We start from the raw sequence: 17,342 nt of genomic DNA on the forward strand, positions 1-17,342 counted from the left end.
CGCGATGACGGTGGAGCTCAGCAAGATCGACGATCATGGGCTGTTGCGCCTCAATCGGCCCGACGCGCTCAACGCGCTATCCTTTTCCATCCTTCGCGATATCGCGAAGGCGCTGGACGAAGTCGCGTCCTGGAAGATCCGAAGCCTGATCGTCACCGGCGCAGGCGAGAAGGCCTTTTGCGCCGGCGCCGACATCAAGGAATTGCGCGGTCGCACCATGACCGAACGCAAGCGCGGCGTGGAACTCGGACAGGCGGCTTTCGCGAAGCTCGATCGGTTGCCGTTTCCTTCCGTCGCGGCGATCAACGGCTTTGCTTTCGGGGGCGGCCTGGAACTCGCACTGGCCTGCACCTTCAGGGTGGCGGTCCGAAGCGCCAAGCTGGGGCTTCCTGAGATCAAGCTCGGTCTCATTCCAGGGTATGGTGGAACGCAGCGGCTGCCGCGAATGATCGGCGAGGCGAGGGCACTCGACATGATCCTGCTCGGGCGCACCGTGAATGCCGAGGAGGCCGAACGGATCGGCCTCGTCCATCGGCTGGTCGATGGTGCTGCCGTGGATGGCGCGATGGCCCTGGTGCGCGACTTCGCGTCGTACAGTCTCGTTGCGTTGGGACTGGCCCGCGATGCGGTCACCCGCGCGCTCGACGTCCCGGTTCACGAAGGGCTGAAGATCGAGGCGGACCTCTCCACGCTGGCGTTCAGCACCGCGGACGCCGAGGAGGGCATGGCGGCGTTCACAGAGAAGCGGAAGGCGGTTTTTAGAGATGAGTAGGGGGCAGGTGATCGTCACCGGAGCGAGCCGAGGCATTGGCGAAGCCATCGCGATCGAGCTCGATCGGCGTGGTTTCGAGGTCGCGGGCCTATCGCGCAGCGGTAAATCGCCCGTCGGCCAGGGCATGGTCTGCGACATGACCGACGAAAGCTCGATCACCCAAGCGATCGCGTCCGTCGCGCGGCGCGGAACAGTCGTAGGTCTGGTCAACAACGCCGGCGCCCACGAAGCGAGGGCGAGCGCCGAACTGTCGATGTCGGAATTCGAAGCCTCGATGCGGTTGAATGCATCGGCTGTGCTCGTAGCGAGTCGCGAGGTCTATCCGCATCTGCAGAAATCAGGCGACGGGTTGATCGTCAATATCGGATCCTTCTTCGACCGGTTGGCAGTGGCGGAAAACCTGGCCTATTGCGCCTCGAAGGCGGCGGTCGGTGCCATCACGCGATGCCTCGCCTCGGAATGGGCGAAGGACGGCATCCGGGTTCTCGACGTAGCGCCCGGCTACATAGAAACCGATCTCAATCGCGACTTCCTCGCCAGCGAGAAGGTGAAAAGCTGGCTGAAGCGGCGGGTTCCCGTGGGACGGCCGGGGAGCGTCGAAGAAGTTGCGCGTCTGGTCGGCGCGTTGTTCTCCGAAAGGATCGGTTTTCTCACCGGCGAGACCATCTATGTCGATGGTGGACAGGGAGCCAATCTCTGATGAAGATCTTCGAAGCTCTGGAACGGGGGCGCCGCTGGACCGAGGACGAGAGGTTGCTCCTCGCGCAGGTCGATCGATTGGCCGAGGAGGTGATCGGTCCGAATGCCGCCGAGGCCGACGAAAAGAGCGCATTTCCCTGGGCGAGCATCAAGGGAATCAACGATATCGGTCTTAACGCGATCTTCGTCCCCGAGGCGTTCGGTGGCGCTCCGATGTCGTTCAAGCTCTATCTGGCCGTGGTGCGCAGGATCGCCGAGGCTTGCGCGTCGACCGGCATTATCTACGCCACCAATTTCCACGCGATGAAACCACTGATCGAATTCGGCTCGGATGAGCAGAAGGCAAGACTTCTGCCTTGCATCGCTGAGGGTGGACTTGCTGCGCTTGCGATCACCGAGGAGACTGCAGGCTCGGACGCGACCGGCATGAAGACCAGCTTCCGTCCAGACGGCGACGAGATCGTAGTCGATGGTGCAAAGCTCTTCATCACGAACGGTGACGTCGCGGATCGCATTCTGCTGTTCGGAAAGTACACCGAGATCGATGATCCGCGAAAGGCAATTTCCGTTATCGTCCTGGAGAAGGGTACGGCCGGGTTCGAAGTCGCCGGCCTCGAAAAGAAGATGGGACATCGCGGTTCGTCGACCGCGTCGCTTCGTTTCGATGGCTGCAGAGTGCCGCGCGCGAACCTCCTCGGGCGCCCCGGCGACGGCCTCAACATCCTGCTCGCCTCCTTGAACCGGTCGCGCCCCAGCATTGCCGCACATGCGCTTGGCATCGCGAGTGCAGCGTTCAAGGACATGACCGCCTACATCAACGAGCGGCGGCAATCCGGGCGCAGGATCATCGATTTCCAGGCCAATCAGTTCCTGCTCGCCGACCTTGCGACCGAGCTTGCCATGGCCGAACTCTGGTTGGACCGTCTTGCGGAACGGATCGATGCCGGCGACACGGACTTCGGACTGGAAGCATCGATCGCCAAAATGAAAGCCTCCGATGTCGCCAATCGCATCGCCGCCGAAGCGGTGCAAATGCATGGCGGTTACGGCTATTGCAGCGACTTCAGGGTCGAGCGCCTCATGCGCGACGCCAAAATCACCCAGATCTGGGAAGGCACGAACCAGGTCCATCGTCAGCTCATCGGACGGAGCTTCGTAGCAAAATGACGAAAACCATCAAGACAGTCGGAGTTTGCGGCGCGGGAGGGACGATGGGCGCCGGCATCGCACTCGTTGCCGCGCGCGCCGGATTCACGACGGTATGCTTCGATCGTTCCGACGACGTACTCGCGACAGCTGCAAAGCATTCGGCCGGGTTTCTCGACAGATCGGTCGCTCGAGGCAAGCTCGATAGTACAAAGCGAGACAACATCCTCGCATCGATGTCGCAGACCACCAAGATCGACGGTCTGGCGGACTGCGATCTCGTCATCGAGGCGGTGTTCGAGGACCTTGCCACCAAGCGCGAGCTGCTCGGCCGTCTCGACGGCGCCTGCGCCGAGGACGCGATTTTCGCATCGAATACGTCGACGCTGTCCATCACCGAAATCGCATCGGGCTCGAAGCGGCCGGAGCGTGTCGTCGGCATGCACTTCTGTCTGCCCGCACAATTGATGAAGTTGATCGAGATGTCCCCGGGGATCCTTACGTCCGAGGACACGTTCAGAGCCGCTTGGCAATGGACGGAAGCCTGCGGTCAGACCCCGGTGAAGACGCAGGACAAGCCCGGCTTCATTCTCAACGCGCTTCTCGTGCCTTTCAACAACGATGCGATCCGGGCTGTGGAGGCGGGCGTAGCAGAACCTGCCGATATCGATCGCGCGATCAAAGTCGGCCTTGGTTACAAAATGGGTCCGTTAGAACTGATCGACTTGATCGGCCTCGACACCCAGGTGCGCCTTTGTGAGGCGTTCTATCCGATCACTCTCGATCCGAGGGCGGCGACGCCGCCTCTGTTGCGGCGAATGGTGGCGGCAGGCCTGCTCGGACGGAAGTCGGGCAGAGGCTTCTTCACCTATGACGGCAACTCAATGTTCGGAGCATGAACAGTATGCGCTATACGTTTGTCAAAGTCAGAGAGAGCCGCTCCTTTCCGGACGACGACGCCTTTTTCCGCGCTCGATCGGAACCCGATACGGCTGAGATCGTCATCTACAGCGGTGTCCGCTTCAAGCCGGATCCGACCAAGGCAGCGATCCTGATCGAGCTGCAACACGAATGCCTCGGTGAGCATGTCGACGACCAGGACGGGGCGAGCACCAACGTTCTGGGCGTCGCTCGCTATCGCAACGGCGACGATGAGCCGTCGAAGCTCGTGGAATTGGTCCGACATTCGAACACGAGCGAGACGGCCGTCGCCGCGGCGCGGGAATTATTCGCCACTGCCGGGCTTGAGGTGGTGGTGTGCAGCGACCAGGCCGGTCGGATCATCGATCGGCTTGTGATCCCGAAGTACAACGCGGCGCTGCGTTTCCTGGACGAGGGGCTCGCAAGTCAAGCCGACATGGATCTGACTTGTAAGCTGGGTCTCGGTTACCCCGACGGTCCCATCGAGCGGGTCATTCGAGGAGGTCTCGTCAATCACTATAGCGCAAGCAAGGCGCTGTTCGAGGCTTACGGCATGCCGGCCTTTGCGCCGCCGCGGCGCGCTAGTGCTGCTTACAAACGCGAGAAGATGCGCGGTTGAGCTGACGCGGTCGGCGTGAGGGTTGGCCGCTGGGTTATCGGTGCGAGGCCGAAATCATCAATATCCACGTGCCCGGCGGTCCGGAGGTTCTGACGAAACCGTCGACACGATGATCCCGGGCCGAATGAGTTGCGCGTTTGCCAACTGTGGCGTCGGTCTGAGCGTCGATTGCAGCGTTTCTCCGCGGACTAGACATCGATTGGCAAACGGCTACATCGGCGCCGATCTGCCGGCCCAGCCCGCATCCGGAGACCCTCGGCATAGTTGCGAGCGTGTCAGACCGGCGAGCTTCCGGCCGACGGCGTCGGTTGCCTAGTTGCTCGAACCTGGAGGCGACTTTCTCCAGACTGCTTACTCGCTCGAACGAAAGAGACCTAGGCGCTTCTGTTCGTGCGCACATATCGCGCTGTAAAATAAAGAAGAACTTGCGCGCCCGGCACGATTCAAACGTGTGACCTTTGCCTTCGGAGAGCAAGCCTACAAAATCCCACGGACATTATCTCAGAAACAGTCGACGATTGTCACATCAGCTTTCCACGGATGGAAATGGGCAGAATCAGTCAAGCAGAAGCTAGGTGACTCAGGCCTGCGTGCCGCGTTTGATCGGCATCACCTTCTTGGGATAGAGCCAGTGGTCGATCCGATCAGCCCAATGCTGCATGAGCTTCGTGCGCGAGCCGATCAACGCGAGCGGTCCGTGCTTCTTGTAGAGCCCTTCCACAGTCGAATTATCGAGATGCGCGAGCTGCAACTCGACGACATCGCCATCCCATGCCTTGGCGTCCTTGATCTCCTCGTGGTGAGACAGGGTGGAGAAGGTAGTCCGGAATCCGTGGGCACAATGATCAGTCTTGGTGTCAATGCCAAGCAGCCGTAAGCGTTTGTTGAGCGTGTTGTTCGATAGCGGCGCGTCCTTCGAGCAGGAAAACGCGTACCGGCGATGGCCGGTCAGCTTCTGAACGCTGCGCAGAATTGCGAGTGCCTGCCGTGACAAAGGCACGACATGGTCCCACCCGGTCTTCATTTTGGCGGCTGGAATAGTCCAGCGTTCGGCATCCCAATCGACCTCGCTCCACTCCATTTCATTGACCATGCCGGGGCGGGGAATGGTCAGCGCATCGAAGCGCAAGGCAAGACCAACAACGTCACCAAACCTCGCTCTCGTCCACGGGGCGCTGATGAGCTTGAAGACGCGCGTCACGTCGCGTGGTTCGGTGACGCCGGGACGCGGCGTCGAAATGTTGGCAATCATCTGCCCATTCAGATTTCGGAATGGATTGTAGCCGTCGCCTTCAATATCGGCATAGTCGCAGATTTGCTCACCGATGCTGCGCACGCGGTCCCGGGTCTCCAGTTTTCCCTCGGCTTCGTATGAACGCAGGAAAGCAAGCACATCCGGACGCTTGATGTCCTGCCTGCTGAGCTTACCGAATCGCGCCTTGACGTAGCCGACCCGCAGCTCAAGCACCTCAATGGTCTTCGGGTCGCGCACTGCGACGATTCTGCCGCGTTTGACTTTCTCCACCTTCTTCTTCGCGAGCCACTCGTCGGCCCATTGCCCAAAAGGCCGGGCGGCGGCCTGCCTGCGCTTGTCGATCTGCTTCTCGACGCTCGGGTCTTTGCCCTCCTTGAGCAGGTCTTTGGCCTTGTCGCGCTCGCGCCGCGCGTCGGCGAGCGAGAACGTGCCATCCTTGCCGTTCCCGTAGGTGCCGATGGAATAGGTTTTCTGGCGGCCGTGGAAGCGGTAGTCCATCCGCCAGAGCTTGGAGGCAGCGTTGCCGAGCCTGCTCACGTCCGGCGTGACGAAGAGATAGAGCCAGCCGCCGGTCACGTCGGAAATCTTGGCGGGACTCCACGCGCCATTGTCGAATTTCGGTCGGGCGGCGCGGCAGTCGACGTCGGTCTTGATCTGCTTGGGATTGGCGCACGCGCCGTCGTTCTTGCCGGCCATCTGCTCAATTCCTTCATTCGGAAAAGCGAAAGTCGCCGTGAACGTTTGTTCTCCTGATACCAGCACGATACCAGCAAAAATACCAGCAAATTGGGCGGCTGGGATCGGAGGAGAACAAACAGTGACGAACAAGAATGTACGCGGAAGTGCCTATTTTTCAAGGGTTTCCGGGCACTGCGCGGACGGTTGCGGACGCTTCCGAACGGGTTTGAACAGCCTAGTTGGTGCCCCTGGCCGGAATCGAACGGACGAAGAAAAGGTCCATGCTCCCGGCCTTAAGTGGGGCGTCGCGCTGGTATCTACACGCCAATCGAGTCTTGAGACAAGAAGCGTTTGCCTTAGAGAGTGACGCACCCGATACGATTCGAACGTCTGGTTTTCGCCTTCGGAGGGCAACGTCCGGTCTGGGCTGCGAGGCGGCGGGGGATTTCCGAATCGAAACTGAACAGCTAGCTAGAAGAGGCGGTCTGACGGCGATTGCGGCCGGCTGTACGAAGGTGGCGACGAACATGCGCCACTTCTCGACTTTTCGTGAATTCCACCGCTTTGGCGAGATACCGAGGTTCCTAGCCTTTCAAAATACGCCTAAGAGCATAGAGCTTAGCAAGAGCATAGAGCTTAGAGGGCTGTGGTCATGCGAAGGATTGGATGAGATATAGTAGGTTTAGTTGGTGTGGGGAAAGGCGGTAGCGCTCCGGTGCTGCTGCAGGCAAGACCGGACGACTACCCTGCTGAGAACTCGCGGCCTCCAAATGCTTATGGTCCTTGCTTAGACGATCGCCCCGTGTCGGGTCCTGGCGGCGATATGGCGGGGGCGATGTTCAACTGCGGCGGGTTCGGCGAAGCAGTATTTTTCGGGAGAGGAAGCGGCCGGTTGCCTTCCGCCGCCCGCGGCGGAGCCGACGGTTATCCGGTCAGTGCCGACCGGTTCGGGCGTCGTAGAGCCATCTGCCGCGGCAATTCGCCAGATCGTGTTGCCGGCGTCGTCGGCCACAAGCAGCGCACCGGTGCCATCGATCCCGACGCCAACCGGCCGGCCGCGCGCCCGGTCGCCGTCAAGGAATCCAGTCACCACGTCGCGCGCCTTGCCGGCAGGTGAGCCATTCTCAAAAGGAACGTAGACCACCTTATAGCCGTTGAAGGACCTCCGGTTCCAACTGCCATGCTGACCCACGAAGGCGCCGTTTCGGAATTGCTCCGGCAGTGCCGAGTTCATCGTGAACGTCATTCCGAGGGCAGCGACATGGCTCGCAAGCGCGTAGTCCGGAACGACCGCCCTTTCGACCATGTCAGGCCGCGCTGGATGGACACGATCATCAACGTGATTGCCGTAATAGCTCCATGGCCAGCCATAGAACGCGCCCTCTTTCACGGAAGTCATATAGTCCGGAACGAGGTTGGGGCCGAGTTCGTCGCGCTCGTTTACGACAGTCCACAGCTCGCCGGTCTGCGGATGAATTGTCAGCCCGTTGGGGTTGCGCAGGCCGGAGGCGTAGACGCGGCTTGCGCCGCTTTGACGATCCACTTGCCAAATGGCCGCACGGCCTTTTTCCGCTTCCAGCCCGCGTTCTCCGACATTGGAGTTGGAGCCGACCGAGACAAAAAGAAAGCGGCCATCGGGGCTGAGTGTGAGATCCTTGGTCCAGTGATGGTTTATCGGGCCACCTGGCAGCGGCGCAAGCACTCGATCCGGCGTCGCGATGTTCGTCTCGCCGAGCCGATACTGATAGGCCAGGACGGCGTCGGCCGCGGCGACATAGAGGGTATCGTCGTGCCAGGCGATGCCGAACGGCGAGTTGAGGTCCGTCAGCAGATCCTGGCGCTCATCCACCGCGCCGTCGCGGTTGGTGTCGCGCAGAAGCGTGATGAGATTGCTCTTCTTGTCGTCGCCGCCGCCCTGCGCGAACGACATGATCCAGCCGCGGATCAGATCCTTGGGCCGCGAAATCGGCTTTCCAGGCGGCGTACGCGATTGGACGGCGAGCACATCTCCGTTCGGCAGCGTATAGACCGTTCGCGGATGGGCCAGATCACGCGCATAGGCCGTGATCCTGAGTCCGTCCGGCACGGTCGGGGTGTCGCGCTCGCTCCAGCCGACCACTTCAGCGACTTTCAAGCCGGGTAGAAGCGGTCGAGCCGGTGCCGGCAGAACGGGATCAGGCCCGACCTGCGTGGAAACATCAAAATCCGAACTGCGCTCGCCACAACCCGCGAGCGCGATGAGGAGGAGGTAACTGCCGGCCAGCCCGGCAGTTTGAGGCGAGCGAATGGAACTAATCATGCCGGCTCACTCCTACTGCATGACGAAACACCAGCGCGCGGCCTGACCACTCGGTGACGATGATCACGATGACCGTCACTGCGGAGAGAGTAAGCCCCCATGGCACGACAGCGGTCCAGCCGTCTCTGGCGTGGACGAGGCTGTTGAGAAAGGCCAGCGCAAGGACGATCACTCCGCCGACGGCGTGCGGCCATGCTGGCGCGGCAGTGCGGATCGCCGGACCAAAGAAGAATTCAATCAAGCCAGCGACGAGAGCCAGCGCACCGAAGACCAGACCGGCGAGGAGCAGCCAGGACGAAAATTCCAGCCACATGAGGTGTGAGGTTCGCCAGTATGCGATATCGGTCAGCAGCGTCAGCGTGAAGCAGACGATGGGAAACTGTGCGAGCATCGAATGGACCGGTTGGCCGGCGATGGTCGCAGTGACCGGGGCATGTACATGAGCCATTGTCGCATCCGTGATAGTTTCGTCGACGCGGTGTCCAATTCAGCTTCGTCTGACCTGCCGCGTTGCATCATCTACGGACAGAACCAGGCTGGCCCGATCGCGATGCAGCCCCGCCGCCGCCAATCTCCCGGCCGCGAACCGTAGCGGTGCCATCCAGGAGGCGGATGCCGGTAATGGCGTCCGTGCCGCCATTCGCCGCGCGCATCCCGATGCCGCCGCAGGTGTCTTCGGTCGTCTCGCCACCCACGGCTATCTCTGTACTGCACATCGGTGAGCGTCGGCTCGGATACGTGCAGGGGCTGAGAAACCGGCATGGCGATGGTCGCCGAGACGCCTCCGAGCGTGGCTGAAAGGACGATCGCCAGAGCGTATGAACATCGTTTCATCTGTGTGTTCTCCATCGTGTTGTTGGCGCGACGCCGCAGTAGGCACCTCGTTCCTTCTCATGGATGGTACGAGACGGTTGCTGTAGAAATTGCGGCGTCTGAATGCGCGGTGTGAGCATGTCCACAACCATGCTATTCTGCATCTGATCTGTTGGCCTGCTTCGTCCGGCCTTCTTCGTTCCCGAAATACTGAAAGAAAGTCGAGTTTGGTTTGAGCAGCATGCGTGTGTCCTCGGAGGAAAATCCCTTCTCGTAGGCCTGAATCGTGCGGTAGAAGGTGAAGAAATCCTGGTCGCGCTCGAAGGCTGCAGCGAAAATCGCGTTTCGCTCCGCGTCACCTTGCCCTCTGATCTGCTCTGACCTGGAGTTTGCCTCTGCTACCAGAACCGTGACCTCCCGGTCTGCGCGCGCACGGATCTCCTGAGCACGTTGGTTGCCGAGCGCGCGGAACTCCGCAGCTTCCCGCTGGCGCTCGGTTTGCATGCGCTGGTAAATGGCTTGACTGTTCTGCTCCGGCAGGTCAGCGCGCCGGATGCGTAGATCTACGACAGAAATGCCCAGGGCCGCCGCCTCTCGATCGACCTGTTCGCGCATGCGCGCCGTCAGTTGCGAACGCTCCTCACGAACGACCTGTATGAAGCTGGATTCGCCGAGCACTCGGCGCAGCGTCGAGATCACAAATGTGGAGAGCCGCGAATTGGCGCCCTCAAGCGTGCTGACCGTTTGATAGAACTTGAGCGGGTCGCGAATGCGATAGCGAACAAACGCGTCAACGATGAGGCGCTTTTGATCGGATGCAATCACTTCCTGAACGGGAGCCTCCAGATCCAGAACCCTGCGGTCGATCGTCACAACCCGATCGATGAATGGCCACTTGGTATTGAGACCAGGCTCCATGATCACTCGAACCGGCTCTCCGAATCGTAGTAGCAGCGCTTGCTCGGTCTGATGGACGCTGAAAAGGGCGCTGTACGCGGCCACGGCGGCAAGAACGGCGAAGGCAATGACGGCATGGATCATTGCGATTCCCCTTTGCCCCTGACATCAGCCGCCGTCGAGCGCCGTGCTTGCCTTGTCAACTCGTTCAGCGGCAGGTATGGCACCACCCCGCTGCCGCCGACTTCGGCATCTATGATGATCTTGTCCTTACCGGAGAACAGACGTTCCATTGTCTCGATGTGCAGGCGCCGTCGCGTGACCACGGGGGCCTTTACGTACTCGCCATAGACCTGAAGAAACCTCGCTGCCTGGCCCTTTGCTTCGACGACCGCTTGCTCGCGGTACGCCTCGGCCGCCTGAACGATCTGCGCCACCTGGCCGCGTGCCTCGGGGACAACGCGATTGGCGTAAGCTTGCGCCTGGTTTTGGATCCGCTCGGCATCGGCGCGCGCGGCCTGCACGTCGCGGAAGGCGTCGATCACCTGCTGGGGCGGATCGGCCTTTTGCAATTGCACCTGCGTGACCAGAATGCCGGCGCCATACTGATCGAGGGTGGACTGCATGAGTTCGTGAACGCTGGTTTCAGCGATCTGACGACCCTCGGTCAAAATCGGTTGCAACAACGAACGTCCGATCACCTCGCGCATCGCACTCTCCGCTACCGCCTTCACCGTGCCTTCCTGATTGCGCACGTTGAAGAGATAGTCAGTCGTGCCGCCTCGTTCGGGGTTGACGCGCCAAAACACGGAGAAGTTGATGTCGACGATGTTTTCGTCGCCCGTCAGCATCAAACCCTCTTCCGGAACTTCTTCGCCGACGGCGACGCGGCGCGTGTCGCCGGCAAGACGCATTCCGACATCGATCCGGTTCACGCGCGTGACCTTCGGCGTCATCGCTTGCTCGATGGGATAGGGCAAATGATAATTCAGTCCCGGCTGAACCAGCCGGTCCATCTTTCCGAACCGCAGAACCACGCCGTGCTCATCGGCTTGGACGCGGAAGAAGCCCGAGGCGGCCCATACGAAGACGCACGCCAGGGCGAGCAAAAAGAGCCCTCTGCCGCCGAGATTGCCGCCTGAGTACCGCCGTTTGATCCGTTCCTGGATCCGTCGGATGTATTCCTCCAGATCCGGCGGTTGATGATCCCATCGTGGGGGCGGAGAGCCCCAAGGTCCGGTCGGCATGGTCGATCCTCCGCGGGCAGCGGTCATTCGCCTCCAACTAGTTCATCGGGAATTTGAGCAGGGCTTTGAACAGAACCAACTGTAAAGATTGACAGTGTGGTGCAATGACGCGGCAGCGCTCGGTCAGCGCAGGAGGGCTGCGCCATCAGAGCTGCGCAGTGTTCAAGTTTCGATGAGCCCCAGCAATGCGCAACGGATCGCCGCCTGCACTCTCGTCGCCACGCCGAGCTTGCGGATCACGTTATTCACGTGAAAATTGACGGTCCGTTCGCTCACGTTCATGAGCACCGCAATATCGGTGGACGATTTCCCTTTCGCCACCCAGGTCAACGCTTCGATTTCTCGCTCGGTCAGCAGAAAGTCGACGGTCTCCTGCTTCGAACGTTGTGCAAGACGGCTCCGAATGATTTCAACCAACAGCTCGAAATCAAGGGGCTTGGCGATGAAGTCGTCACACCCGAGTCGGCGCGCCTGCAGGTGGGTTTCACGGCCGCCATATGCGGTAATGAACAGGAAGGGAATATTGTGCAACTGGCTCGCGTCCTTGCGGAAGGCGCCGAGCACCTCGAATCCCGTCATGTGCGGCATGTCTATATCGCACAGGATGAGATCCGGTTGAGTAGAGAACCGTCTGATACCCTCGATGCCGTCCATTGCGACAACGGTCTCGAATCCCTCGTCTTCCAGAACCTCCACCAGCAGGTCCACGGTTGCGGGATCGTCCTCGATGCACAGGATTCGCGGCCGGCGTCTTGTCACGGCGTGGCATCCCTGCTTTGCGGAAGGTCGATGATGACCTGCGTGCCCTTGCCGAGGTCGCTTTCGATGAAAAGTCGGCCGCCATGCGCGTCGACGATGCGTTCGACGAAATAGAGGCCGAGGCCGGCTCCGCTGGTCCCTTTGCTGTTTTTTCCGCGGTAATAGGGTTCCCGCACCCTCGGCAGTTCGTCGGGTGCGATGCCGCCGCCCCGGTCTGCGATCGAGACGCGAACCACGCTGGCACGGGAGCCTATATCGACCGAAATCGATGCATCGGATGAGCGGCAGTACTTGATGCAGTTGAGGACGACGTTCTCGAACAATTGTCGAAGCAGCATTTCGTCGCCTTCAACGAACAGGCTTTCGGACGAAGCATGCAATTCGATACTGCCGTATCGTTGTTCCTCCCTGAGCTGGTCCAGAAGCGTGGCGAGCAGTAGCCGGAGATCGGTCGTCCGCCGTCCAATCGGGATCGTACCGTCGCCCAGCGAGGATGCGAATTGAACCCGCCCCACGATTCCCTCGATGCGCTCCGCAGCGCCCCGGATCTTTTCGGCGCGTGCTTTCAGGTCGTTCGGAGAGATCCGATCTGAGAGCCTGGCAAGGCGGTATGCCTGGCCCGCGATGGTGGTTAAGGCGGTGCCGATCTCGTGCGAGAGGATGGCGACGAAACGACGCTGGTATTCGGCTTGCTGCTGCATATCGACTTGGCGCCGATACTGCACCTTGACCAGTACTGCAACCACCCACTGTGTGGCGACGGCAATGAAGCGGTTAGCAAGCACCGCCGCCAATGGCAAATCTCCAAACGGCAGCGCGAAAGATCCGGCGATTGATAGTGCGGTCGCCGTTGCGGCATAGAGAAATGGCCGTGGCTTCAGCTCGAACAAGCTCAGAAGAATCGGAATCGCGTATGCAAAGCAGGCTGATACATTTTCGGGATGTGTCCAGATGTCGAAGAGGAAAATGGATCCTATCAACAGCCAAATGGCCAACTCAACTGAGCGGTTGCTGACGAGCAGAAGCGGCGATTCAGTAGGTCTCGTCCTCACCGTCAATCCTCAGGTGTGGGACGCGAGAGGGGCACCGGGGGCGGCGCGCCTCGGGCACCTGATAAGGTTAACAGGTATGAAAGCTGGCGACCATGTGCAATCTCGTCACGGTGGTCGGAACTGTACTGCTCCCGAGGCGCGAGTCGGAAGAGGGAGAGGGTCGTGACGAGAGGCGATCGCACCGGTGCGAATACGAGCTCCGGGAAGTCCAGATGCCGCATGTCCGATGGGGCCAAAGCGCTGGCTTTTTGGAGCAATGGCGGCTGCATAAGAACAGCAGTGTCGACCGCGAAATCGCGGGATCGAACACCGTTTCCGTCAACTGGCGCAGTCCAGGCAAAGTTATCAAGGCCAGCACGGTCGAAGTGTGCGGTGGAGCTGAACAGTGGCCGATGTTGCAAGCATTTCGATCCACCCTAATGGCGCGACATGCCTTCAGTCTGTCTGCACCTCAGAGTTCGGACGCCGTCCTATGGGTCTCTATTGCAGCTCTTCGAACGCGAGTTGCTCCTGAAAAAATGATGCGCCATTCAGTACAGTCAGTGGGACAGGTCGCTCGTGTAAAGCTTTGGAAAGCTCTTGAATGCGCAAGCGGGGGCGCGGATATCTGGTGGCAGCTTACGATTAGAGTGGAATGTGCTCACAAAGGTTGCCAACATTCGTGCATGCACGACTCTGATATGCAAGCCATTTGCGGTTTTCTCGCTGAAGTTGCTGGCGCGCGTTCACGAGATGAGAAGGTCGAAGTGAAGGCGATGCGAGGCGGACTGGAATCTGGCGTCGCTTTGGTGACATCGCATGTTGTCGGCTCCGGCGGCCGTTTGCGCTCGGTGCGCTTCGTCCTGAAGCGACTCGAGGGCCGGATGATGCGCGAGGCGGATATCTATGAGCGGCTCGCACTGTGGTTTGCCGCAGAGAGTTGCCCGCGGCTCCTAAGGATCATCCGATTCGACCAACACCACGTTTATCTCTGTCTTGAAGCGGTCCGCCGGGCAAGCGCTTGGCCATGGGCCGACGTTTCGCTCAGTCGGGAGCTTCTGACGCGGATGGCCCGTTTTCATGTCGCCGCTACCGGTAGCGACGATCACTGCCCGTTCTGGAACTATGATGCGGATCTAGAACGAGCGGCGCTGGAGACGCTGGACGCACTTGAACGCTCGCGGAACGTTCCAGCTCTTGCGATGTTCACTCGTGACATTCCGCCAGTCAGGCGTATGGCGCTGGCGCATGCGAAGCTCCGGTGTGAGCTGTTGTCGGGGGGGCCGCTTTCAGCTCGGCCAATCCACGGTGACCTTCATACCGGAAATGCACTCGCGCGGCGCCGTGCGTCTGTCGTCGAACCGATACTTCTGGATTGGGGGCGAGCCCGTGTCGGCTCTCCATTGGAGGACGTCAGTTCATGGCTTCAAACACTGGGCGTTTGGGCGCCCGAGATCCGGTGCCGTCACGACAGTCTATTCGCCGACTATCTGGCCGCCCTTGGTATGGAGCGAAAGTTAACTCCGAGCATTCAGAATGCGTACTGGCTTGCAGGATGCTCGAATGCGCTGTCCGGAGCATTGGCGCACCATCTACGTGTCGCCGCTAATGCTGACGACGGGTCGCGGCGTCGCTCGTCAGCAGTTAGGCTGGCGCTCGCCTGGCTTCGCATCATTCGGAGGGCCGACTCTTGCTGGAGTTGATGCGTGATAGTCAGGACGCTCTGAGCTGTTCTACGAATTCGCGGTCGCTTCGTGCCACGCATGGAACAGAACAGGGAGCAGCGAACGTGAATTAGCCAGTTGAATTACCCTCGGACGAGTCTCAATTGCAGGAGTCCGGAACAACTGCCTGAAACATCGGCTGTAGGATGCAGTGCTATGCCACGTAGATGATCAATGCAGTACCTCGCTGCATCGGCAGGACGATAACGACTGAAGAACCTCGAACGTGTAGTTGGACGAAATTGTCGCGCGACAAACAAGCGTCTGCCCGAATCCCGAAAATCGCGGTAACGCAACTACCGTAACAACAAGTGTCAGCTACGCGGTGACAGCTCTTGCGATTCGTGGTGCTGCCGTGCAGTGGCTGGCTCGCTTTACGAGTATGACAGGGAGGACTGTGATGCGCGAACTTCTGTCAAAGCTCTGCTTCAGTGCTGCCGCAATGCTGGCCGCTGACGCGGCAAATGCCAACGACGAACTCATCAAGATGGCGCAGAACCCGAAAGAATGGGCGATGCCAACGGGCAACTATGCCAACCATCGCTATTCACAACTCAAGCAGATCACTTCCGACAATGTAGGCAAACTGCAGGTGGCTTGGACGTTTTCGACTGGCGTTCTACGTGGACACGAAGGCGGACCACTGGTGATTGGCGACGTTCTGTATGTCCATGGTCCGTTTCCAAATCCGGTCTTTGCGCTCGATTTGAAGAACGATGGGAGAATCCTCTGGAAGTACGAGCCAAAGCAGGATCCCAATGTAATCCCCATCATGTGCTGCGACACCGTCAATCGCGGAGTGGCCTACGGCGACGGTAAGATATTTCTCTATCAGGCTGACACCACGCTGGTCGCTTTGGATGCGAAGACCGGCAAGGTGGCTTGGTCAGTCAAGAACGGCGACACGTCGAAGGGGGAGACCGGCACTTCGGCTCCGATGGTAGTCAAGGACAAGGTGTTCGTCGGCAATTCCGGCGGCGAATTCGGGGTTCGCGGCTCGATGACGGCGTATGACATGAAGAGCGGCAAGCAGGTATGGCGTGCATATTCGGTCGGACCCGATAGCGAGATGCTGATTGATCCGCAGAAGACCACAGAGCTCGGGAAGCCCGTCGGCAGCGACTCCAGTCTCAAAAGCTGGGAAGGTGACCAGTGGAAGATCGGCGGATCCACGACCTGGGGATGGTACTCCCATGATCCAGAACTCAACCTGGTCTACTATGGCTCCGCCAATCCCGGGACATGGAATCCGAGCCAGCGGCCGGGCGACAACAAATGGTCAATGACGATCTTTGCACGTGATGTCGACAGCGGAATGGCCAGGTGGGTGTACCAGATGACGCCACACGACGAGTGGGACTACGACGGTGTCAACGAAATGATCCTCGTCGACCAGGCCGTCGGCGGTACACCGCGGAAGCTACTTGTTCACTTCGATCGAAACGGCTTTGCGTATACGCTTGACCGCAGCAATGGCGAACTCCTCGTGGCCGAAAAGTATGATCCCGCAGTCAACTGGGCGACGAAGATCGACATGGATAAGAACTCGCGGACCTATGGTCGCCCTATCCTCGACCCGAAGTATTCGACTCAGAAAGAGGACGTCAATGTGAGAGGGATCTGTCCGGCTGCGCTGGGAACAAAGGACCAGCAGCCCGCTGCATTCTCGCCGGATACCGGCCTGTTTTACGTACCGACGAACCACGTCTGCATGGATTACGAGCCATTCAAGGTGAAGTACACGGCTGGGCAACCGTATGTCGGGGCGACGCTGTCGATGTATCCGCCACCAGGCGAGAACCACATGGGCAACTTCATTGCCTGGGACGCCCGCACCGGCAAGATCGTCTGGTCGAACAAGGAGCAGTTTTCGGTCTGGTCGGGCGCACTGGCAACCGCAGGCAACGTCGCGTTCTACGGAACCCTCGAAGGTTATCTCAAGGCTGTCGATGCCAAGACCGGCAAGGAGCTTTACAAGTTCAAGACGCCTTCAGGTATTATCGGTAACGTGACGACTTACGAGCACAACGGCAAGCAGTACGTCGCGGTTCTCTCCGGAGTGGGTGGTTGGGCCGGTATCGGGCTTGCGGCGGGTCTGACCGAACCGACCGCGGGACTGGGTGCCGTCGGCGGCTATGCCGCTCTCCATGATTATACGGCGCTTGGAGGTCAGCTCACCGTGTTCTCGCTGCCTTAAGGCTGAGCCAGCAACAAAGCGACCCTGGCATGGTACGCCGGCCATGCCAGCCGTCGATTTCCTGGCCGCACACCCGCGGCGTTGGAGTTGCTGTCACCGCTCGTTACGTAATCGCGCTGGTGCACCGGCCATCAACTATGCTGTCGACTGGACTCGTTTTTGTAGAATGCCACCGCCATGACAAAAGCTGGTAGATCGCAAACCAACGCCCGCCTGCGCTTAGGTATGAGCGCACTGGGCGGGAATAGGATGCTGGCTGCATCCGGACGCTTGGGTGGATCGGCG

The 17,342-nt window shown here is 60.0% G+C and carries 14 protein-coding genes; 7 read left to right on the forward strand and 7 right to left on the reverse strand.

The window, feature by feature from the left end; translation table 11 throughout:
- Positions 1-4: 4 nt before the first annotated feature.
- From ACVJGD_RS42395 to ACVJGD_RS42415, 5 genes are read left to right on the forward strand one after another with little or no spacing between them, the layout of a single operon-like run.
- Positions 5-772 (forward strand): enoyl-CoA hydratase/isomerase family protein, encoded by a 768-nt coding sequence (locus ACVJGD_RS42395; protein ID WP_456639628.1) that lies wholly within the window; start codon positions 5-7, stop codon positions 770-772.
- Positions 765-1,472, forward strand: coding sequence for an SDR family NAD(P)-dependent oxidoreductase (locus ACVJGD_RS42400; RefSeq protein ID WP_456639629.1), 708 nt, complete (start codon positions 765-767; stop codon positions 1,470-1,472). Before ACVJGD_RS42395 ends, ACVJGD_RS42400 begins: the two co-directional genes overlap by 8 nt.
- Complete coding sequence (locus ACVJGD_RS42405) at positions 1,472-2,638, forward strand: acyl-CoA dehydrogenase family protein (protein ID WP_456639630.1); 1,167 nt, start codon at positions 1,472-1,474, stop codon at positions 2,636-2,638. Before ACVJGD_RS42400 ends, ACVJGD_RS42405 begins: the two co-directional genes overlap by 1 nt.
- Complete coding sequence (locus ACVJGD_RS42410; RefSeq protein ID WP_456639631.1) at positions 2,635-3,516, forward strand: 3-hydroxyacyl-CoA dehydrogenase family protein; 882 nt, start codon at positions 2,635-2,637, stop codon at positions 3,514-3,516. The genes ACVJGD_RS42405 and ACVJGD_RS42410 overlap by 4 nt, the downstream gene beginning before the upstream one ends.
- Before the next feature lie 5 nt (positions 3,517-3,521).
- Positions 3,522-4,157, forward strand: a complete 636-nt coding sequence (locus ACVJGD_RS42415; RefSeq protein WP_456639632.1) for a 3-hydroxyacyl-CoA dehydrogenase family protein — start codon at positions 3,522-3,524, stop codon at positions 4,155-4,157.
- Between the two features lie 580 nt (positions 4,158-4,737).
- On the opposite strand, the gene ACVJGD_RS42420 is transcribed toward ACVJGD_RS42415, so the two are convergent.
- The 7 genes from ACVJGD_RS42420 to ACVJGD_RS42450 all read right to left on the reverse strand — a co-directional run bounded on the left by ACVJGD_RS42420 (position 4,738) and on the right by ACVJGD_RS42450 (position 12,995).
- Positions 4,738-6,240, reverse strand: coding sequence for a tyrosine-type recombinase/integrase (locus ACVJGD_RS42420; RefSeq protein ID WP_456639633.1), 1,503 nt, complete (start codon positions 6,238-6,240; stop codon positions 4,738-4,740).
- A gap of 637 nt (positions 6,241-6,877) precedes the next feature.
- Entirely contained in the window at positions 6,878-8,389 is a 1,512-nt protein-coding gene (locus ACVJGD_RS42425; RefSeq protein WP_456639634.1) for a PQQ-dependent sugar dehydrogenase, read from the reverse strand.
- On the reverse strand, positions 8,382-8,837 hold the full coding sequence (locus ACVJGD_RS42430; protein WP_456639635.1) for a DUF2231 domain-containing protein: 456 nt from the start codon (positions 8,835-8,837) through the stop codon (positions 8,382-8,384). Before ACVJGD_RS42430 ends, ACVJGD_RS42425 begins: the two co-directional genes overlap by 8 nt.
- 518 nt (positions 8,838-9,355) lie before the next feature.
- The gene (gene hflC, locus ACVJGD_RS42435; RefSeq protein ID WP_456639636.1) at positions 9,356-10,243 is read right to left on the reverse strand and encodes a protease modulator HflC; all 888 of its coding nucleotides are present in this window, start codon (positions 10,241-10,243) and stop codon (positions 9,356-9,358) included.
- On the reverse strand, positions 10,240-11,346 hold the full coding sequence (hflK, locus tag ACVJGD_RS42440; RefSeq protein WP_456639637.1) for an FtsH protease activity modulator HflK: 1,107 nt from the start codon (positions 11,344-11,346) through the stop codon (positions 10,240-10,242). Before hflK ends, hflC begins: the two co-directional genes overlap by 4 nt.
- A 162-nt stretch (positions 11,347-11,508) precedes the next feature.
- Positions 11,509-12,105 (reverse strand): response regulator, encoded by a 597-nt coding sequence (locus ACVJGD_RS42445; protein ID WP_456639638.1) that lies wholly within the window; start codon positions 12,103-12,105, stop codon positions 11,509-11,511.
- On the reverse strand, positions 12,102-12,995 hold the full coding sequence (locus ACVJGD_RS42450; protein ID WP_456639639.1) for a sensor histidine kinase: 894 nt from the start codon (positions 12,993-12,995) through the stop codon (positions 12,102-12,104). The genes ACVJGD_RS42445 and ACVJGD_RS42450 overlap by 4 nt, the downstream gene beginning before the upstream one ends.
- A gap of 374 nt (positions 12,996-13,369) precedes the next feature.
- On the opposite strand from ACVJGD_RS42450, the gene ACVJGD_RS42455 reads away from it, so the two are divergent.
- Together ACVJGD_RS42455 and xoxF5 are read left to right on the forward strand one after the other, a co-directional pair.
- The gene (locus ACVJGD_RS42455) at positions 13,370-14,839 is read left to right on the forward strand and encodes an aminoglycoside phosphotransferase family protein (RefSeq protein WP_456639640.1); all 1,470 of its coding nucleotides are present in this window, start codon (positions 13,370-13,372) and stop codon (positions 14,837-14,839) included.
- 421 nt (positions 14,840-15,260) lie between these two features.
- Positions 15,261-17,057, forward strand: coding sequence for a lanthanide-dependent methanol dehydrogenase XoxF5 (xoxF5, locus tag ACVJGD_RS42460; RefSeq protein WP_456639641.1), 1,797 nt, complete (start codon positions 15,261-15,263; stop codon positions 17,055-17,057).
- Positions 17,058-17,342: the final 285 nt, after the last annotated feature.

It is taken from the genome of Bradyrhizobium sp. USDA 10063 (genome assembly GCF_054063735.1).